Source organism: Microvirga aerophila (assembly GCF_003332305.1).
Lineage (GTDB): Bacteria > Pseudomonadota > Alphaproteobacteria > Rhizobiales > Beijerinckiaceae > Microvirga > Microvirga aerophila.
Genome location: NZ_QOIO01000072.1, coordinates 1 through 19,159 on the forward strand (window position 1 = coordinate 1; position 19,159 = coordinate 19,159).

22 protein-coding genes and 1 pseudogene are annotated in these 19,159 nt (G+C 65.2%); 11 read left to right on the plus strand and 12 right to left on the minus strand.

Annotation, left to right across the window (positions count from 1 at the left end; genetic code table 11):
- Window positions 1-561 (minus strand): annotated as a pseudogene (locus DRB19_RS25745) (hypothetical protein); the annotation flags it as partial.
- A gap of 13 nt (window positions 562-574) precedes the next feature.
- Window positions 575-961, minus strand: a complete 387-nt coding sequence (locus DRB19_RS25750) for a hypothetical protein (RefSeq protein ID WP_114188870.1) — start codon at window positions 959-961, stop codon at window positions 575-577.
- Between the two features lie 225 nt (window positions 962-1,186).
- Here DRB19_RS25750 and DRB19_RS25755 point away from each other — a divergent pair, with 225 nt between their 5' ends.
- Complete coding sequence (locus DRB19_RS25755; RefSeq protein WP_114188871.1) at window positions 1,187-2,374, plus strand: YncE family protein; 1,188 nt, start codon at window positions 1,187-1,189, stop codon at window positions 2,372-2,374.
- Window positions 2,375-2,623: 249 nt separating this feature from the next.
- Here the strand turns inward: DRB19_RS25755 and DRB19_RS25760 are convergent, their stop codons facing one another.
- Both DRB19_RS25760 and DRB19_RS25765 read right to left on the minus strand, forming a co-directional pair.
- Window positions 2,624-3,817 carry a mechanosensitive ion channel family protein gene (locus tag DRB19_RS25760; RefSeq protein ID WP_114188872.1) on the minus strand — a complete coding sequence of 398 codons (1,194 nt, stop codon included), beginning with the start codon at window positions 3,815-3,817 and terminating at the stop codon, window positions 2,624-2,626.
- Window positions 3,818-3,862: 45 nt separating this feature from the next.
- Window positions 3,863-4,783 (minus strand): hypothetical protein, encoded by a 921-nt coding sequence (locus DRB19_RS25765; protein ID WP_114188873.1) that lies wholly within the window; start codon window positions 4,781-4,783, stop codon window positions 3,863-3,865.
- Window positions 4,784-5,074: 291 nt separating this feature from the next.
- On the opposite strand from DRB19_RS25765, the gene aqpZ reads away from it, so the two are divergent.
- The 9 genes from aqpZ to DRB19_RS25800 all read left to right on the plus strand — a co-directional run bounded on the left by aqpZ (window position 5,075) and on the right by DRB19_RS25800 (window position 12,250).
- Entirely contained in the window at window positions 5,075-5,827 is a 753-nt protein-coding gene (gene aqpZ, locus DRB19_RS25770; RefSeq protein WP_114188874.1) for an aquaporin Z, read from the plus strand.
- A 59-nt stretch (window positions 5,828-5,886) separates the two neighbouring features.
- Window positions 5,887-7,911, plus strand: a complete 2,025-nt coding sequence (locus DRB19_RS25775) for an alkyl/aryl-sulfatase (protein ID WP_245439836.1) — start codon at window positions 5,887-5,889, stop codon at window positions 7,909-7,911.
- Between the two features lie 77 nt (window positions 7,912-7,988).
- Window positions 7,989-8,678, plus strand: coding sequence for a DUF1254 domain-containing protein (locus tag DRB19_RS31745; protein ID WP_308494341.1), 690 nt, complete (start codon window positions 7,989-7,991; stop codon window positions 8,676-8,678).
- Window positions 8,679-8,786: 108 nt separating this feature from the next.
- Window positions 8,787-9,494, plus strand: coding sequence for a DUF1214 domain-containing protein (locus DRB19_RS31750; RefSeq protein WP_308494342.1), 708 nt, complete (start codon window positions 8,787-8,789; stop codon window positions 9,492-9,494).
- 14 nt (window positions 9,495-9,508) lie between these two features.
- Complete coding sequence (locus DRB19_RS25785; RefSeq protein WP_114188875.1) at window positions 9,509-10,522, plus strand: DUF1254 domain-containing protein; 1,014 nt, start codon at window positions 9,509-9,511, stop codon at window positions 10,520-10,522.
- A gap of 41 nt (window positions 10,523-10,563) precedes the next feature.
- Window positions 10,564-10,926 (plus strand): DUF3302 domain-containing protein, encoded by a 363-nt coding sequence (locus DRB19_RS31755; RefSeq protein WP_308494343.1) that lies wholly within the window; start codon window positions 10,564-10,566, stop codon window positions 10,924-10,926.
- Between the two features lies 1 nt (window position 10,927).
- Entirely contained in the window at window positions 10,928-11,098 is a 171-nt protein-coding gene (locus DRB19_RS30280; protein ID WP_162815867.1) for a hypothetical protein, read from the plus strand.
- A 15-nt stretch (window positions 11,099-11,113) separates the two neighbouring features.
- A complete protein-coding gene (locus tag DRB19_RS25795; RefSeq protein ID WP_162815868.1) occupies window positions 11,114-11,878 on the plus strand; it encodes an HlyD family secretion protein in 765 nt (254 codons plus the stop codon).
- A 9-nt stretch (window positions 11,879-11,887) separates the two neighbouring features.
- Entirely contained in the window at window positions 11,888-12,250 is a 363-nt protein-coding gene (locus DRB19_RS25800) for an HlyD family secretion protein (RefSeq protein ID WP_114188877.1), read from the plus strand.
- Between the two features lie 101 nt (window positions 12,251-12,351).
- Here the strand turns inward: DRB19_RS25800 and DRB19_RS25805 are convergent, their stop codons facing one another.
- From DRB19_RS25805 to DRB19_RS25835, 8 genes are all read right to left on the minus strand, one after another.
- Window positions 12,352-13,437 carry an alpha/beta hydrolase gene (locus DRB19_RS25805; protein WP_245439839.1) on the minus strand — a complete coding sequence of 362 codons (1,086 nt, stop codon included), beginning with the start codon at window positions 13,435-13,437 and terminating at the stop codon, window positions 12,352-12,354.
- The gene (locus tag DRB19_RS31340) at window positions 13,438-13,632 is read right to left on the minus strand and encodes a hypothetical protein (RefSeq protein ID WP_245439838.1); all 195 of its coding nucleotides are present in this window, start codon (window positions 13,630-13,632) and stop codon (window positions 13,438-13,440) included. It abuts the gene before it with no gap.
- A gap of 92 nt (window positions 13,633-13,724) precedes the next feature.
- On the minus strand, window positions 13,725-14,735 hold the full coding sequence (locus tag DRB19_RS25810) for a SphA family protein (RefSeq protein ID WP_114188878.1): 1,011 nt from the start codon (window positions 14,733-14,735) through the stop codon (window positions 13,725-13,727).
- Between the two features lie 95 nt (window positions 14,736-14,830).
- Window positions 14,831-15,466 carry a response regulator gene (locus tag DRB19_RS25815; RefSeq protein WP_114188879.1) on the minus strand — a complete coding sequence of 212 codons (636 nt, stop codon included), beginning with the start codon at window positions 15,464-15,466 and terminating at the stop codon, window positions 14,831-14,833.
- 37 nt (window positions 15,467-15,503) lie between these two features.
- Window positions 15,504-16,424 carry a sensor histidine kinase gene (locus DRB19_RS25820; RefSeq protein ID WP_114188880.1) on the minus strand — a complete coding sequence of 307 codons (921 nt, stop codon included), beginning with the start codon at window positions 16,422-16,424 and terminating at the stop codon, window positions 15,504-15,506.
- 30 nt (window positions 16,425-16,454) lie between these two features.
- Window positions 16,455-16,715, minus strand: a complete 261-nt coding sequence (locus DRB19_RS25825; protein WP_114188881.1) for a hypothetical protein — start codon at window positions 16,713-16,715, stop codon at window positions 16,455-16,457.
- Complete coding sequence (locus DRB19_RS25830) at window positions 16,706-18,031, minus strand: PAS domain-containing protein (protein WP_114188882.1); 1,326 nt, start codon at window positions 18,029-18,031, stop codon at window positions 16,706-16,708. Before DRB19_RS25830 ends, DRB19_RS25825 begins: the two co-directional genes overlap by 10 nt.
- A 179-nt stretch (window positions 18,032-18,210) precedes the next feature.
- Window positions 18,211-18,615: a ThiF family adenylyltransferase gene (locus DRB19_RS25835; protein ID WP_114188883.1), complete on the minus strand. Its 405-nt coding sequence runs from the start codon at window positions 18,613-18,615 to the stop codon at window positions 18,211-18,213.
- 205 nt (window positions 18,616-18,820) lie between these two features.
- Between DRB19_RS25835 and DRB19_RS30285 the strand changes: the two genes are divergently transcribed.
- Window positions 18,821-19,033 (plus strand): hypothetical protein, encoded by a 213-nt coding sequence (locus tag DRB19_RS30285; protein WP_147022488.1) that lies wholly within the window; start codon window positions 18,821-18,823, stop codon window positions 19,031-19,033.
- Window positions 19,034-19,159: the final 126 nt, after the last annotated feature.

Consider the following 19,159-nt stretch of genomic DNA (forward strand, 5'->3'; position numbering starts at 1 on the left):
GGCCGGACATATGACCGCAAGCGATCCGATCAAAACACTGTTCAACACCCTTGCGAGGAGGGGGCCGTCCACATATGGGTAGGTCCAGTACCGCTGTTTCGCGTTCCGGGGACGCAGGAGCCAAGTTGCCCAGCGCCATGTGACTGCAGCTGGGTTGACGAGCCGCCATGGATTGACGACGAACGCAGCCAGGAAGGTGATGCCGACCCACCAGATCACCCAGACGAAGACCGGAGTGATATTCTTGAACGGGCTCTGGTTGCCGACGAGGCCTGCCGCGGTGATCAGGACCAGCATCCCGACCGACGTCACCTGCAGGAACCAGACCAGCCATGCCGGCAGGACGCCCTCGGCCCAAACGAAGGTGCGCGAGCTGACCGGACGAGTGGACGTTCGGAAGAGGGCGAGCAGGGCGAACGAGGCCGCAACCGCGGCGCCAGCTCCGAGCAGGTACAGCCACAGCGGCAGTGGCAGGTCGTATCGTGCGCCCAAGCCGTGAGCCTGCGCCTCGCCGCAAGGGAGACTGAATGCGGCAAGTCCGAGACCGTGCTGGAGGAGCAAGCCGGCCCTCATGCTAACGCGGGTGCACTTCGACATGGATCAGCGTCCGATGGCGCCCCGTGCCGCCATGGAGTTCGACAGGAAATCGGCCGGTGGCATGGGCCGTGAACGTCATGCGCCCTTGGCTTCCAGGCTCGACTACTGCTTCGATGTCATATCCGTGCAGGTGGATGGTGACCAGGCGGTCACTTGACCAGAGCAGTTCCACCCGGTCGCCCCGGAGGGCGCGCACGCTGCGCATCCCATCTGCCACACGGCCATTTGCGAGGATGATCTCGAACCGTTTGGACTCTCCGGCCTCCTGCGCCCTGACAGGGCGAACCGACATGCCCGTAAAAAGGACCACCCCGATGAGAACCGGGCCCGGTAGGGAACGGACGACGTCTGCGCCTCGGGCCATGAGAGCCTCCGCTTCACATCGACTCGGAGCAAGCGTAAACTAAGCCACTGTGTTCGTCAGGTCGGGCCCGATGCCGTAATGAGCATCAACATGCGGATCTCCCCCGAACGGTGCGAGAGCCCTCTTGGCGCGGTGTGAGCGTTCTAATGTACCGCCTCCTCCCGCGGGCAGAGGCGGATTGCAGCCCCAGGCATACGTTTCGAGCCAACATCACAGGAGAGCCCCATGTCGCGCCTTTGCCCGATGGCGGCTTTGGCTGCCGCCCTTTTGTGCTCGCCCAGCGCGCGGGCCGAGATCCTGGCCATGGCCAATTACGAGAGTAAGCCACCCGAGGCCCTCAAGGCGTTCAAGCATCCAGTAGCGGGGCAGACCCGTCAGGAGGGTATCGCCATTATCGACGTCAATCCCGCCTCGCCGAACTACAAGAAGATCGTAGAAACCGTCCCGCTGCCGCCGGACCTCGTGGCTCACCACATCTTCTACAACCGGGACTCGACCAAGGCTTACGTGACCTCGCTGGGCAAGAGCGAGCTTGGCGTGATCGACACGATGAAGCGTCCCTTCACCATCAAGCAGGTGGCCGTGCCGGACTGCAAGATCGGCGAGGACATCGTGTTCTCGGCGGACAACATGCGCTGGTTCCTGACCTGCCTTGGTTCCGCGAACGTGATCATGGGCGATGCAGTCAAGGACGTGCCGACCCAGACGATTGCCCTGCCCCATCCTTACCCGCACGGCATTGGCATTCATGGCGGGATCGACCGCATTCTCGTGACAAACACTGTTCGGGGCTCGGACCTCGGGGATGCGGGCGAGATGATCACCGCAATCGAGGCCAGCACCGGTAAGGTTTTGGAGAGCTACAAGGTCTCGAGCAAGCCCTCACCCTCGGGAGAGGCTCCGGTCGAAGTCGTGTTTGTTCCAGGGACGAACCCACCCGTCGCCTATGTGGCCAACATGTACGGTGGCACGCTGTGGACGGCCACGTGGAATGCGGCGAAGAAGGGCTTCAGCGTCGCGCAGGCCTTCGACTTCGGATTGGTCAAGGCCGGAGTGCCGCTCGAGCTCTACGTGGTCAGCAAGGACGGCAGGCCGGACCAGCTGCATGTCACGACGGCAAAGCCCGGCCATCTGCACGTCTTCGACATCAGCCAAGACGCTGGCAAGCCGAAGCTCCTGAAGTCGATCGCGACGGCGGAGGGCGCCCATCATGTGGCCTACACGAAGGATGGGCGGTTCGCCTACGTGCAAAATTCGTTGTTGAACCTGCCCGGTATGAACGACGGTTCCATCACGTTGATCGTTCTGAACAAGGGTGAAGCAGTCGACAGCATCGACACGCTGAAGGATCAGGGCTTCGCGCCCAACTGCATCGTGCTCCTGCCTGCATGGAACGACATGGCAGGTCATTGACTGCGCCTTAGACCTGTGTCTGCGGTCGTAGACACAGGTCTAAGGAATTGTCATTCTCTTCTGACGGCTATCAGGCTGCCACTTGGTGTCAGTGTCTGCCCTGAAGGTCCGCATCGGGTCAAAGTGCAACGTTGGACAGACCAGATGAAGGTCCGCTCGTTGTGCCTTTGCAGAAGTTCAGCGTACTTCCGGAACGTGCCAGATTGAGACATTCACACAGGGCACAATGATCGGACGCGGCCGACGCCACTATTCTGCAGCGGACTTCCCGGAGGCGATCTGTTCGGTCATATGCCGTGCGGCGGCCGGTGTCGTCTCCTCGCTCCCTGAGACCTGCACCGTCGGCGTGGCAAACTGGATCCCGTTCTCGTCGAAGGCCTGCTTGATGCGGGCGAACGCCGTGCGACGGATCACGAACTGCTCGCCCGGCCGCGTTGTCATCTTGCACCGGATCTGGATGGCATAGTCCCCGAACTGCTCGACGCCCTGCATCTTCAGCGGCTCGATGATGTGCCGGGCGAACTCGGGAGCCTCTGCCAGTTCCTGACCGATCCTCTTGATCAGCTTGCGCGCCTTCTCCAGGTCGGTGCCATAGGTGACCCCGATCTGGAACTTGTCGATCACCCAGTCGCGGCTCATGTTCTGCACCGCCCCGAGCTGGCCGAACGGCACCGTGTAGACCGGCCCGCGGTGGTGCCGCAGCTTCACCGAGCGCAGGGAGAAGGACTCGACCGTGCCCTTGTAGGAGCCGCTCTGGATGTACTCGCCCACCCGGAACGCGTCGTCGAGCAGGTAGAAAACCCCGCTGATCACGTCCTTCACCAGCGTCTGCGCGCCGAAGCCCACAGCCACCCCGAACACGCCGGCGCCTGCAATCAGGGGACCGATCTCGACCCCGAGCCCTGACAGGGCCGTGAGCCCGGCCAGCACCGCGATGACCACGAACAGGATGTTGCGGAAAATCGGCAGGAGCGTGCGCAACCGGGCCTGCCGGATCGCCGCCTCCGTGTCGGGTTCGACCGCGACCGCTGTCTCGGCCAGCTTGGCATCCACCACCGCTTTGATCACCTGCCAGAGGAAGTCGGCCAGCAGCAGAACCACGACGCCCGTCAGCGCCCCTCGGACCAGTCGCGTCGCCAGCGTGTCGCGGGAGGTCATCTGGACGAGATCGACACCCCAGACATCCGCCAGGAACAGGGCTGCGGCCACGATCAGGGCCGTGCGCAACCCGCGCTCGACGACCACCTCCAGGACACCCCGCCGGGGCGCTTCCTCCTCAGCCGTGGAGCGCAGAAGGTGCGCCACGGCCTGCTGCCCTACAACAATCGCCTTGGGCAGCAGCATCGCCACGACGGCAAGCCAGAACAGGCGCTCAAGGCCCCCAACCCACAGGACCCAGAGCACGACACTATAGGCCGTGAGGAGGATGCTGAGGCTGGCCACACCCCAGCCATGATGCGCCGTCGCTCCATCAGGCCGCGGCCGTCGCTAGATCGCTTCCAAGGCGATCCCCAGCAGCCCCAAGCCCAGAATGTAGGCCGCCGCGTCCTGCAGGTCCGGGCCGAAGCCGAAAACGCCGAGAAGGTCCACGGTGGCGTGCCCAAATGCCCAGTACCCGGCAAACAGCGCCAAGCGCCGATGCCAGAAACGGGCATTCTCAGCCGGCATCGGCACGACCCGGAACCGTTCCGGGTCGCCCAGCTCCGCGGTGCCGTCCGGCACCAGCACCACACGGCCGAGGACGAGGCTAAGGCGGAATAGCACCACCGCCACCAGGTAGGCGATCACGACCTGCCGCAGCAGCGGCGGCCAGTCGAACAGGAGGAGGGCACCGATGCTGCCGAGACCGAAGATGGCGACGAGCGTCAATCCGAAGCCGAGGCACATGGCGATCATGCGCAACCGGTCGGCGACGGTGGCCATGGGATGGCGGCCGATCCACGTCCGGGTGTGCTTCGTAGTGCGCCAGAACAGGCGCTCGGAGCCGTAGCCCAGTGCCACGAATACACCGATCAGCGCCACAATGGCGAACAGCCCTCTGTCCTTGAGCTCCTGCAGCAGGAGACCGGAGGCCTGGCGCATCTCCGCCGGGAAGCGCGGCAGCGCCGTGGCGACCACTCTCAGGTGCTCCCGCACGCCTGACAAGCGGGACGCCATCTTGGCGCTGTCGGCCACCCGGCCCGAGGCTGCGGGCGCTCCCTGCCCATTCCGGGCCTGCTCCAGCCAGGAGCGCACGGCAGGGTCGTCGAGTAGTTTGACAAGCTCCTGTACCTGCGCCGGCGGCGGCGTGTCCTGCGCCGAGGCGGAGGAAAGCGAACCGAGCACAGCAAGGAGTGCGGCACCCAGGACCGAGGTTGCCCATCGGGCCAATGCCGGAAGCCATTGAACCTGTGTGCGCTGAACGAGCATGGCCAGCTACCCTCTCCCCACCGCCCATCTAAGCCTAACAGGAGCAGGAAGCCCATCGGGGATTCACCCGAGGCCCCCAATCAATCGGAGCTTCGCTCCCTGGCGCATGAAGCCGCACGGGTCGTTCACTTCTTCAGGCTTTCCCGGTTGTTTCTCAGGTCTTCACCCGATTTTCGTTTCCTGCCGCGGGGCTAAGCTGGTCCCCAATGCGGAACGGCTGACACACCAAGAGGCCCGCAGCGGACCCGGTGCCTCTGTAAGGTCTGCCCACGCTGACGCAGGGAGGATCATATGGACCTGCATAACAGTCAGAACATCCACAGATGCGTCGCCGAGGGTATTGGCACCTTCTGGCTCACCTTCGCCGACTGCGGCAGCGCGGTGATCGCGGCAGCTTTCCCAGACGTTGGCATTGGCCTGCTCGGCGTCTCGCTCGCCTTCGGGCTGAGCGTGCTGACCATGGCCTACGCCATCGGCCACATCTCCGGCTGCCACCTCAACCCGGCGGTGACGGTCGGCTTGGCGGCGGGTGGACGCTTTCCCAAGCAGGACATCGTGCCCTACGTCGTGTCGCAGGTGATCGGCGCAATCGTCGCAGCGGCTGCCCTCTACGCCATCGCGACGGGTTCCCCCACGTTCGACCTCGCCAAGGGTTTTGCCGCCAACGGCTATGGCGCGCACTCGCCGGGCCAGTACAGCATGATGTCCGGCTTCATCGCCGAGGTGGTGCTGACCATGATGTTCCTGTTCATCATCATGGGCGCCACCCATGGCAAGGCGCCCGTCGGCTTCGCGCCCATCGCCATCGGGCTCGGCCTGACGCTGATCCATCTCGTCGGCATCCCGATCACCAACACGTCGGTGAACCCGGCCCGCAGCACCGGCCCAGCCCTGTTCGTGGGCGGCTGGGCCCTGGCGCAGCTCTGGATGTTCTGGGTCGCGCCCCTGATCGGCGGTGCGATCGGCGGCGTCCTCTACCACTGGCTCAGCGAGGAGCCTTCGGCGCAAGTCACCGGCATCGCGCCCGCCACCCCGGCGGAGTGATTAGCCAAACAACGGGCTGGCGGGATGTGTCAGCCTGAGCCGTTCACCAGGAGCCGAACATGACCATGAACCGCAGGCAAGCCATCGGACTGCTCGCATCCGCATCCGTCGCGCCGATGACCGGGCTGGCCTCGCAGGCACAGACCGGCACCCAAACGGGTGCGGGCACCGGTGCGGCGGGCAGGCCATCGCCCAAGCCAGCGACGGAGGCCACCAAGGCGGCCAACCGGGCCGCGCAGGAATACCTGAACTTCAATGACCGCGAGGATTTCGAGAACGCCACACGGGGCCTGATCGCGCGGCCCGACACCCTGACGATCCGTGACGCGAAAGGCGGTGTCGTCTGGGACCTGGAGACATACAAGCAGTTCATCGGCCTCGACAAGCCCGCCCCGGACACCGTTAATCCGAGCCTTTGGCGCAACGCCCAGCTCAACGTGCAGTACGGTCTGTTCCGCGTGCATGACCGCATCTTCCAGGTGCGCGGCTACGGACTGGCCAATGTCACCTTCGTCCAGGGCGACACCGGCTGGATCGTGCTCGATGCCGGCAGCGAGCTGGAGAGCACGAAGGCTGCGTACGACCTCGTGAGCCAGCATCTTGGTCAGCGGCCCGTGCTTGCCGTGGTCTACAGCCACTCCCACGGCGACCATTACGGCGGCGTGCGGGCGCTCGTCGACGAGGCGGATGTCAGCGCCGGCAAGGTCCAGATCCTCGCCCCGGAGAACTTCACCGAGCACGCGATCAGCGAATTCGTGATCGCCGGCAACGCCATGGCCCGCCGTGCGATCTACATGTACGGGCCGCTCCTGCCCCGCAATGCCCAGGGCGGGGTCGGTGCCGGCCTGGGCCTGTCAACGGGCCACGGCACCATTGGCCTGCTCCTCCCGACGCGCGAGATCAAGCAGACGGGCGAGGAAGTCGTCCTCGACGGCGTGCGCATGGTGTTCCAGATGACTCCGGGCACCGAGGCGCCGGCGGAGATGAACACCTATCTCCCGCAGTTCCGCGCCATGTGGATGGCCGAGAACACCACCAACACGATGCACAACCTGCTGACGCTGCGCGGCGCCCAGGTCCGGGATGCACTGGCATGGGCGAAGTTCATCAATGAGACCATCGAGCTCTATGGGGATGGGACAGACGTCAAGTTCCAGGCGCACCATTGGCCGATGTGGGACAATGCGAGGATCGTCGACTACTGGAAGAAGCAGCGCGACCTGTACAAGTACATCCACGATCAGTCGGTAAACCTGATGAACAAGGGCTACACCGGGGTCGAGATCTCCAACATGATCAAGCTGCCGCCGGAGCTCGACAAGGCTTGGTTCAACCGCGGCTACTACGGCTCCCTGAAGCACAATTCGCGTGCGGTCTACCAGCGCTACATGGGCTTCTACGACGCCAATCCCTCGACGCTCGACGAGCTGCCGCCGGAGGACGCAGCCAGGAAGTACGTCGAGTACATGGGCGGCGCCGGGCCGATCCTGCAAAAGGCGAAGGCGGATTTCGACAAGGGAGAGTACCGCTGGGTGGCACAGGCCCTGAAGCACGTTGTCTTCGCCGATCCGGATAACAAGGATGCGAGGGAACTGCTCGCCGACACCTACGAGCAGATGGGCTACCAGGCGGAGTCCGGCACGTGGCGCTCGGTCTACCTGCAAGGCGCATCCGAACTACGGCATGGCGTGCCACAGGCCGGCAACATCGAAACGGCGGGCCCGGATACAGTGAAAGCGATGCCGCCGGAGATGACGTTCGACTACCTTGCCGTGCGCTTGAACGGCGAAAGGGCAGCCGGCAGGAAGATGGTCGTGACACTCGATTTCACGGACCTCAAGGAGGCCTACACCCTCACCGTCGAAAACGGCGTGTTGAACTACACCAGGAAGCCTCAGGCCGCTGTTGACGCCAGGATAACCCTCACGAAAGCTACCCTGGATCGGCTTCAGCTCGGAGAAATCACGCCGCAGCAGGCCTTTGCCTCCGGGGACGTGAAGGTGGAGGGCCGGCGCGAGGCCTTGGCCGATTTCGTCGGCCTGGTCGACACCTTCCCGTCCTGGTTCAACATCGTGACGGCTTGAACCCGCCCGCACCGGGTGACTGGCGCACGTTGCAAATGGATCCCCACCGATTGGCGAAAAGCCACAGGGAGACGACCATGAAGGGAGCAATTCTCGCGGCACTTGCCGTGATCGCCTCGGCAGTGTCGGCTGCCGCGCAAGCACCGTCTGGCGCTGATCTGAACAGCCGGCAGGTCCACCGCCGCGCGGTCGAGGCGGTGATCTGGGGCATGCCGGCGGTCAACTACGACCTGATGTTCCAGGCTGCCCTCAAGGCGGGCGCGAAGGAGAACCAGATCGTTTACTGGTCGAACTTCCTCGACTGGAAAAACCAGACGCTCACACCCAATCCCAGCACGATCTACCTCATGCCCTTCCTCAACATGAAGGACACCGGCCCGATGGTGGTGGAAATCCCGCCTGCCCAGGGAGGGTCGATCACCGGCACCATTTTCGATGCCTGGCAGGTCGCGCTGGAAGATGTCGGTCCGGCGGGCGCGGATAAGGGCAAGGGCGGCAAGTACCTGATCCTCCCTCCCGGCCACAGCGAAAAGGCTCCGGACGGCTACATCGTGCTCCGATCAGGTACCAACATGGCCGGGGCGTTGCTGCGGTCCAATGTCGGCGGCAGCTCCGCGGCCGACATCGCGAATGCGGTGGCCTATGGCAGGCAGATCAAGCTCTACCCGCTGTCCAGCACGGTCAATCCGCCTCCGACAGCTTTCGTCGATGCCATTAGAGCATCGGACGAAAAAGCGGATCCACGACGCTCCACCTTTCTCCGCTAGGCAGGGGTAGGAACGGAGCGGGTCCGACAAATCGTCCGATGCTCTAGCGTCGAGTTCGACAGCACGATCCCCTACGACACGCTCTTCTTCGAGTCTCTTGACCGCTTCGTGCAAAGGGAGCCGTGGCTGGAGCGGGACAAGGCCATGATCGACCAGCTCAAGTCGGTCGGGATCGAGCAGGGTAAGCCGTTCAATCCAACCGCCGAGACGCGCAAGCTCCTGGAGCAGGCGGCCCAAGAGGCTCACGCCGTACTTGATCAGGGCTACGAGGCCCTGTTTTCGCCTTACTACCCGGACGGGCAGTGGGCGCTGCCGCTTGCGCACGACCTGACCGAAGGACTGTCGGACAACTTCGCCAAGGCTGGGGTGTATCCCATCGACACCCGCAGCGTCTTCTTCTCGATGGCCTTTTCTAGCGTCAAGCATCTGGGAACGGGCCAGTTCTACTTGGTGGCGCTCGACGACAGGACGGGCCAGCCGTTCGATGGAGGCCAAACCTATCGCCTGACGGTGCCTGCGAATGTGCCGGCCGAACTCTACTGGTCGGCCACCGTCTACGACCGCGCCACGCACGCCCTGATCCGGGACCAGAAGTGGCCCTCCCGGGGTTCCACGACCCCAGCCCTGCAAGTGAATGCGGACGGATCGGTCGAGCTCTTCTTCGGGCCGAAGCCGCCCGCCGACAAGGAGGTGAACTGGGTCCCCACCCAAGCCGGCCGCGGCTGGGAGGTCATGATGCGCTTCTACGGGCCGCATAAACCGCTCTTCGACAAGACTTGGCGCCTGCCGGATATCGAAAAAACCGCGGCCGAGTGATCGAGGAGACCCCCATGAAGCTGGCATTCATCGCGGCTCTTGCCATCACGGGCATGTCCGGATCATCCCTGGCCCAGAGCGCCATCCCCGTGACGGTCGACAACTTCGTCCGCGCAGAGACGGACACGTATTTCGGCAGCATGGTGAAGCAGGTCGGATTGGGCCGATTCCTGCATCACCGCGAGCCGATGTCCGTCGACCGCCAGACTGTCATTCGGAGCAACCGCGACACCCTGTACTCAACGGCCGTCTTCGACCTGGATGCAGGACCGGTGACGGTCACGCTGCCGGAAGCTGGCCCACGCTTCATGTCGTTGCAGATCATCACCGAAGATCACTACACCACCACGTCCTACGGCGCGGGCGATCATATCGTCGACAAGGACAAGGTCGGGACGCGCTACGCGATGGTTGGCATCCGCACGCTCGTCAATCCCGACGATCCGCAGGACGTCCGGCAGGTGCATCAGTTGCAGGACGCGATCAAGGTGACTCAGCCCGGGGGGCCGGGGCATTTCGAAGTGCCCGCCTGGGATCAGGCCAGCCACAAGAAGGTGCGCGACGCGCTTCTGGTCCTGGCCAGCACCGTGACCGACACGAGCCGCGCCTTCGGCACCAAGGACCAGGTCGATCCGGTGCAGCGCCTCGTCGGCGCAGCCTCGGCGTGGGGCGCCAACCCGCCGCAGGATGCGATCTATCTCAACTTCGTGCCGAGCCGGAACGACGGCACCACGGTTTATCGGTTGAACGTCAACGACGTGCCCGTCGACGGTTTCTGGTCCGTGAGCGTCTACAACGCGCAGGGCTACTATCAAAAGAATGAGGCCGATGCCTACACGCTCAACAATGTCACGGCGAACAAGGGCGCCGACGGATCGGTCGCCATCCAGCTCGGTGGCTGCGACAGCAGGATGCCGAACTGCCTCCCGACCATGCCCGGCTGGAATTACATGGTGCGGCTCTATCGTCCGCGTGCCGAGGTCTTGAACGGAACATGGAAATTCCCTGAGGCGCAGCCGGTGCAGTGAGCGCCGGTGACCAGGAGGCAGACAGACCTCAGGAGGATGTCATGGGTTTTCAGATGCAGGGCAGCGGGGAGTGGCTCTATTGGCTGTGCCTCGTCATCGTCATCGCGTTGGTGGTCGCCGGGACCTGGGCGATCTACTCCCTGGGTGGACTGCCGGGCCGGATCGCCCGCTCCCGGGGGCATCCGCAGGCGGCCGCGATCAGCGTCTGCGGCTGGCTCGGCCTGATCACCTTCGTGCTGTGGCCCGTTGCCCTGGTGTGGGCCTATACCTCGCCCCGCGGTGGCCAAGCCGCCGCGACGAGCGAGGACCTCGATGCCTTGCTGGCTGACCTGCGCCGGACGTCGGAGCGGGTCGCTGCCATCGAGGCTGGGCTCGGCTCCACCTCTCCGAGAAGGATCGCCTGACATGGTCCCCGCCATCATCAGCTCCGTGGTCATCCTCTACCTCTACTGGCGGCACACGAACGGGACGAAGCCGCGCAGCGAAGAGCATGCGACCGTGTCGGCGGTCCGCAGCGAGCTCGCCAACCTGAACGCCCGACTTGACACGCTCCAGAAGCGCGTCGCTGCCCGTTAACCAAGGATGCCCGCCATGCAGTGGCCGATCTTCATCATCTACACCGCCTTGGTCTGGCTTGTGTTCGCGAAGCTGCGCCTGCTGCCGTTCACGCTCCCGGTGGCGCTGTTCTTCGCCTCGGCCGGGCCGATCATCATCTTTCTCGCCCTCGTGGCGATGAACTTCTACCACCCCGGCACCTCGGACGTGCGCATCTTCCAGCGGGTGGTCCAGATCACCCCGCGGACCTCGGCTCCCGGCCGGGTGGCGGAGATCGCGGTCAAGCCCGACGTCCGCTTGTCCAGGGGCGAGACCCTGTTCCGGATCGACCCGACGCCGTTCGAGTACGACGTCCGACGGTTGGAGGCAGCATTGGCCGCGGCCGAGCAGAACGTGGGCCAGCTCAAGGCCTCGCTTGACCAGGCCAGTGCGGCCCGCGCCCGGGCCGAGGCGCAGGTCGCGCTGGCCCAGCAGACGTTCGACCGGCAGACCGAGCTTCTCCAAAGCCGGATCGTGGCGCAGGCCGCCGTCGACACCGCCACCCGCAACCTTGAAGCCGCCCGCCAAGGGGAGGCGGAGACCAAGGCTGCGGAGGACCGGGCCCGGCTCGCCTATGAGTCGAACATCGGCAACGTGAACACCTCGGTGGCACAGGCGCAGCAGCAGCTCGCCGCAGCTCGGACCAACCTTGCGGAGACCAACGTCACCGCGCCTTGCGACGGGTATGTGACCAACGTGAACATCCTGCCCGGCTCCATTGTCAGCCCGTCAGCCGCGGTCATGCCCTTCGTCTGCGACTAGGACGCCGACATGAAGGGCAAGGTGGTCGCCACCTTTGACCAAGCGTCGTTCCTCGCGGTGCAGCCGGGCGAGTACGCCGAAGTCATCTTCTCGATGTACCCGGGCCAGATCTTCACCGGCAAGGTCGAGAGCATCGCCGACATCACGAGCGGCGGAACGCTCACGCCCTCGGGCGCTCTGCCTGACGTGAGCGCACGGGCCGCTCCGCGCTTCGGCGCGATCATCAAGCTCGACGACCCGGATCTCCGCGTCCCGGCAGGCGCGCAGGGCGCGGGCGCTGTCTATACAGGCAAGGTTCAGTTCGCCGGCATGCTTCGGATGGGTGTCGTACGCACGAACACGATCCTCAACTACGTGGCGTGGGGGACCTGACCGCGAGGTGTCGGCCTAGTACCGGCCCGGCTCGAGACCGGCGTCCCAGCGAGACAGAGCCGGAGCGACCCACATCAGATATCGCTGCGACGCTGGTAGTCTCACTGTCCGAGCCCGGCCGGGTTCAAGGGCGCCACGGTGTCGGACAGGGAGCGGCCGAGCTGATCCACATGGCCTCCAATGGATCGGCGGGTCTGGGGATCGAGGACCGCCACAGGTGCCGACACGGCGAGCCCGGCCGCCGTCCCGACGGCGGTTGCCGCACCGGCCGTTACCTGGATGATGCGGTCGCCCAGTCCGACGCGGGAGTCCGTCACCGTCTGCCCCGCAGCAAGCCGGGTTCCGATCAGCTGGACCACCTCGGGGCTCTCCGCGAACTTGCCGTGGTTGAGCGGATCTCCGGCCCTGAGCTTGGTGAGATCGAGGACCGTGATGCCGGATTGTTCGAACTGCGTGCGGTACGGCTCCTGGTCGGGATTGATGGCGCCGAGCCTGACTTCGCTGCCCCACACCCGTCGCGAGAGCGCCAGAGCGCGGTCGTCCTGGGATACGAAAAGGGTGATCGAGGGCCGCCTTGCCGCAGGCCCCATGTCCATGATGGCTTCGCGGGCAAGGTCAACATCCACGTCGGGCGCGGCGAGGAGGACGTTGCGGATCTTCGGGGCCACCCGGCCGTCGCGGATGGCCATCTGGCGCAAGGTCTCCAGAGCCAGCGACGTGCCCATCGAGTGGGCCAGAATCGAGACCTCGCCGACCCCAGGATCCTGTGAGATCGCCTTCAGGAGGGACTCCAGGGCGTTGCGGGAGTAGGCCGTGCTCTCGCGGTCGTAGCCGTAGGCCCAGACGCTGCCGCGGGACGGCCAGGTGAACAGGACCGGCACGACGGGCGCATGGGAGTCGTGCACGATCTGCGCGAAGCGGAAGACCGCGTCGTCGAAGCGGTTGTTGAAGCCGTGGATGAACACCAGCACCTGTCGCTTCGGAACCGTGCGCAGGCTCCGCCGGAACCAGGCCAGTGCCTGCGAGCGGTCGATCACGTCGGCCTTGAGTGTCACGAATTCCGTGGCCGGATTGCCGGGCACCTGCCGGGGCCATTGAACCTCGCCGACCTGGCGTGCCTCCGGTGGCGGGATCGAGACGATGATGTTCGCGAAGGACGGGAGATCTCCACGATTTCCCGAGAACAGTTACGCCGGATCGGACCGCTGGCGCGTGGTGGCCACCAGCATGTCCACTTGGCTTGCCCCAGGGGCCGTCCCGCCCACGGGAAGCATGACCCCACGGACGCTGGCGCAGCCACCAAGCAAGGAAAGGAGGACGAGGACCGCTGGCAGCCGCGTGGCGTACCGCCTGAACGTTCGCCCCATCTCTGGCGGTGTCATTTTTTACCCCTGGTCCAATTCGGCACGGACCATACCAGATTTCCGACCTCGCAACCGGGTTCAGACGAACCTGCGGGTCACACCGTTCTCCGCTAGGATCGGACACGGATCGGCTGCGGCTGGGCCGGGGCGGAATGGGTCTGCCCACCGAGCGGGAACGCCACCGTGAACAGCCCGATGGTGCCCTGGGGACGCTTGTCCACCTCCACCTCGCGCAGCACCCTCACCCGCGCTGAGACAGGCGTGCCAGCGACAGTGAAGTTGCAGCCCGCCGTGGCGCCGACGGCCGCCGCCCGTCCCTTGAAGGGGCCGATGCGGTTGCCCTCGCCGCGGTCGCTTGAGATCTGGTCGTAGTAGCCGGCAAGCAGCCCGACGGAGAATTCCTTGGTGAGGTTCTTGCTGATCGAGATGTCGGCGTGGAAGGCGTTGCCGCTGTCGTAGTCAGTGTCCGAGTTTTCGCCGTTGAACTCGAACCCGACGGCGCCGGAGATGTCGAGTCCAAGCTCCAGATCGAGCCAGGTGGCCGCGGCGAAGACGTCGCCAATCCAGCGGTTGAAGGCGAGGTTGGAGAGCTCGCCCTCCTCGTAGCCGCCGGCCGGGATGCTCACGCTGGCGCCGACCGACCAATGGAACTTGCCGGCGTCCCATCCGACAAGCCCCGTCATCACCGGATCACCGACCACGAACGAGGCATCCCGCTGGCTGAACGCGAACGTGCGCCTCAGCCGCGGCGCCTCGATCAGCACGCCCGCGCTCACCCGGGGCACGCCGAGAGGCAGGCTGGCGCCGATGGCCAGCCGCCCGCCGACGATGTCGAAGGGCGTGACCCACGTCGCCGTCAGGAAGTCGGCGCGGATCTCGACTTCCACATCGGCCAGCACGGCGCCGCCGATCTGGATCCGGCGACCACCGCTGAGCTCGCCCGAGTAGGCAAGGAAGTCATTGTTGAAGTAGAAGCCCGGCGGCGGAACGATGCCGGCTCCAGGGCCCCGCAGGCCCGGCAGGTAGAGGCTGGCGCCGCCCTCTGTCGCGTGAACAGGCACGCTGCCGGGGCCGCACAGCAGCGCGAGAAGTCCGAGCGCCCAATGGCGTCGCCTGACCATGCGTCCCACGTCCCTCTCCCCCGTTGTTATTCTGATCTTTGCCTGTGTCCGCTCCCATCACCATCAGGCAAAACCCTGAGAAACACGTCTTCCGGTCAGATCTCGACCATGCGGTTTTTGACGGCATAGCGCACGATATCGGCGGTGGTATGCAGATCGAGCTTGCGCATGGCCGCGGCACGGTGGGTCTCGATGGTCTTCACGGTGACACCCAGCTTGGCGCAGATGGCCTTGTTGGTGTTGCCCTCGGCGATCAGCTGCACCACGGAGCGTTCCCGTGGCGTCAGGGGACCCCGCCGCTGGCGCTTGCGTTTCGCAAGCAACGTGTCGAGCAGACCCGCCGAAAGCTTGCCGGAGATGTAGGCCTCGTGGCGGCCAAGGGCCTGCACGGCGGCTATCAGGTGATCGTTGGCGTCGGCCTTGAGCAGGTAGCCGCGCGCCCCAGCGGACAGGATGTCTTCGATGACGTCTTGGCTGTCGTGCATGGTGAAGATCAGCACCTCGGTCCGTGGCAGCCGGGCCCGGATCTCACGGGTGGCCTCGACGCCGTTGCGGACCGGCATCGAGTAGTCGAGCACGACCACGTCGGGTTTGGCTCGGAGGGCGGCCTCGACCGCCTCCATGCCGTTGGCGGCTTCTCCCACGACCTCGAAGCCAGGCTGGGCCTCCAGGACGGTGCGCAATCCGGAACGGACCACGTGATGATCGTCGGCGATGAGGATGCGGGTCACCAGTCAGCTCCCCCTGTCCCCACAGGGATGGGACAGCTTAGCCTATGGAGCTGTCGTTACCATCAGGCAAAACCCTGAGATTGGGTGGGGATCCGGGAAGTTCGATCCGGTCATGCTCCGTTCCGAACGCGAGAAGATGCGGCACCGCTGTGTCGCCGTGCAGTGGGACGAAAGCCCGGATGGTCGCGCCGCGAACTCCACTGGCAATGGTCATGGTGCCGCCGAACTGGCGGATGCGGGCCTCCATTCCCGGGATGCCGACCCCAAGCGACGCCGGGGCCGCGGTGGCCTTCGTTCGTTTGCGTGGCATGCCTTTGCCGTCGTCGCTCACCCGCAGATGCAAACCGGCTGGGTCCCGCCTGAGGGAGACTGACACCTTGGAGGCCTCAGCATGGCGATGGACGTTGACAAGGGCCTCCTGGACGACCCGGAGGATCGCACGCTGCACCTCAGGCTGGATGCGGTCGACATCACCGGTCACCCTTGCGGTACCCTTCAGGCCCGTCCGCTCGCTGAACCCCTCCACGAAGCGGCGCAACGATGCCGCAAGTCCGTTCGCCCGCAGGTTCGGCGGGAAGAGAAGATAGGACAGCGTCCTGATCTCCCTGTGGGCCTCGTCCAGCGAGGATCTGACCTTGGCGACGGCACGCTCAACGTTTTGGTGATCCCCCGCGGCGGCCTGAACTCTCATCAGTCCGAGCCCTGCCGCCACAATGTGCTGCGCCGTCGAGTCGTGAAGGTCGGCGGCGATCCGTTGACGCTCGTCCTCCTGCAAGGACAAGAGGCGCCCCGCGATGTCGCGCACATCCTGACGGGCCGACGCGAGTTCCGTGACATCCTCATGCGCCACGACCACGTGCGCAGCGCCTTCATGGGTGAACCACGCCGCCGTCATCTGGAAGAAGCTGTCGCCGCAACGGTAGCTCAGCCGGAACTCCCGCCTCTGGCCGGACAGCATGGCATCGAGGTTGGCCGCGACAAGGGCCGCCTATGGGTCGGTCGCCACGGCGGCACGGCAGGCCTCGACGTAGTTGGAGCCGACACCGTGATCCGGCGTGGCGTAGCCGCCTCTCTCCGCAAACCTGTGCCAGGCTTGGTTGACCGCGATGATGGTGCCGCTTCCGTCGACGATGGCGATGTGGGCCGAGAGGGCGTCCAGGGTGGTCTGGAGCAGCATGTGGCTGCGCTCGATCTCCGCCCGCGCCGTACGGTCTGCGGTGACGTCCCGAGCCGTGCCGATCAGAAGCATGATCTGCCCCGTCTCCGGATCACGGACAGGAGCAAGGCTCGTCTGCCAGACCCGGCACCTCCTGGGAGGTCGAGGACTTCGTCATAGATCGTCGGCCCGCCGCGCTGCAGGCAGGCACGGTAGCGCGCCGTGACCGCGGCGGCGGCATCAGGGGGCAGGCATTCCTCGGGTGTCCTGCCGGCAATGGCCTCGAAGGTCAGCCCCGTAGCCCGCTCGTGCGCTGGATTGAGCCCCTCGAAGACGAAGCCGCCGTCTGGTGCCACCGTGACAACGAAAAGGCTTTCGGACGTGTCGTTCCAGAGGCTGGCATAGCGTGCCTCGGAAAGACGCAGACGACGGGCCGTCTGCGCCGCGGATGTCTCCATCGGACCGACTTGGCGCACAACAACAAAGGCGGCCATGCCCCCGGCTAGCAGGAGCATCAGACCGATTGAGGTGATCTTCCGGACAGCGGCCTCGACCGGGGCGTTCGCGAGAGCAAACGGTACGGTGGTGATGGTCGTGAACTCGGTCGTCGCGGAGCGTTGGACGCCGACGAGAAGGTCGCCTGCTCCGTCATGAGCAACGAAATGGCCGTTGAGACAGTGCTCCTTCAGGGCCACCATAAGCGCGGGCGACAGCTCCTGCGGGAGCGCTCCCGGCCTCAGATCGCTGGTCGCGAGCGGCACGAGGTTCCGGTCGAGCACCATCGTTGCCCAGCCGGCGGGCAGCGGATGCTCGCGCAGGACTGCGTTCAGCCGGGCCTCCCGGAGAACCGTCGTCAGAAGGCCCGCCATGTCGCCTTTTGCTCCGTCCAGGCGTAAGTGGACGGCAACGGTCGGCACCTTCGCCACCGGCCCCATGACCCGGTTGGAGATGCTCAAGCCGCGGGCGCGGATCCGCTCGTACCCCTCTTCGGTGGGTCCCATCTCGGCGCGCGTGGGCAGGCGTGTGCCGAAGGGCCGGATGGTGTTGAGGATCTGCCCGTTCATATCCCAGAGGACGAACCAGGATCCCTCCGGATGCGGCGTTTCGACGAGTTGGTCGTAGAAGGCTCGGAGGTCGCCGGACTTCAGGACAGGGGATCGGGACAGCCCTTGCAGCAGGAACCCGGCCGCGCCGACCTCCCGGTCAAAGGCGGCGGAACCTGCCACAGCTTCGGCCAAGGCGCGGTGGGCGATGGCATGCCGGTCCTCGGTGGCCTCTGCGTAGAGGAAGGCGGCACCAGCCAGGAAAGCCGCGAGAACGAGACAGGCGAGAGGCACGACCACGCGCCAGCGGAGGCTGAGCAACCGCCGACGTGTGGTTCGGAAGCCTGGCGATACGACATCAGTCATGGCGTCCTCCGTGGCTCGGGACCCGACCCGACCCAAGTTGGATCTCAACCTATGTTAAATGATTGCAGGGCCCGGGGCATCCCTGATTAACCTGCTTAGGGAAGCGCCGAGACTGAGCCGCCTTGAATGGCCGCTCCGGGTCAAACTGAGCTGTTGAGCGCGGCCCTATGAAGGTCCGCTCAGCCCGCGACTGCGGAACTCGGGATAAGGTCAGTCCAGTGCCAGGTGCAGACATTGATATCCGTGCGGTTGAACGTCCGAAGTGGGCCGACGCCAACGTCAAAGCAGGGTTGGAGATAGAAGGTGGCGATCCGGTTGAGGAGATCACGCCCGTCCACGCTATCCATGCAGCCGATCACAACATCGCACGAGGCAACGGCCTTTAGGGCATCGGGGTGCGAGAGATCATTTTGGATCGCTCCGACGGTCGTTCCGAGCCCCAGTCGGTCGATCAAAGCCCCCAAGACTTTGACCTTGGGCTGGCCGACATCGGACCTCACCGTATTGAGGATCCGGTTCAGGTTTTTCTCCTCGACGAGGTCTGGATCCACGCAGAGATGGCGGTGGCAGCCAGTTCTCGTCATCGAGGAACCAATAGCCGGTCACCTCGGAGTTCCCGTCCCAGTCGGACGGCTTCGGCACCACGGACGGGCTGAAACCATAGAGCCGGGGCACGGGCACTCCACGAATGCAATCATCGCGCCGGGAAGGCGCAAGCCCGAGCGCCTCCACCCGCCATCGGTTGACCGGCGCCCGGAACAGGCTGTTGGCATAGCGCAGGAACAGCTCGTGGCTGAGCCTATTGAGCGGTCCGAGATCCGCGAAGGGCAGCATGGGGCTGGGAAATGCCCAGGTTGGCGTCATCCCGGGCAGGGTGAAGGCCGCGGCGGCAAAGCGGCCGGACACCAGCAGGCTCGTGGCCAGGACCGCCGCGAGCACGATCCGGACCCATCCCGCAGTGCGCTCCGCCTCGAGTTCCGCCTCCTTCAGGAGGCGGTATGACTGCAGTCGTGCCGACGCGCTCCATGGTACACTCCCCGACCCGCGTCAGTGCCCGCCAAACACAAGCGTCTGGATCGGCAGCACCAGCGCCTGAATCCGCAGGATCATCGCATGCACGAGCCCGAC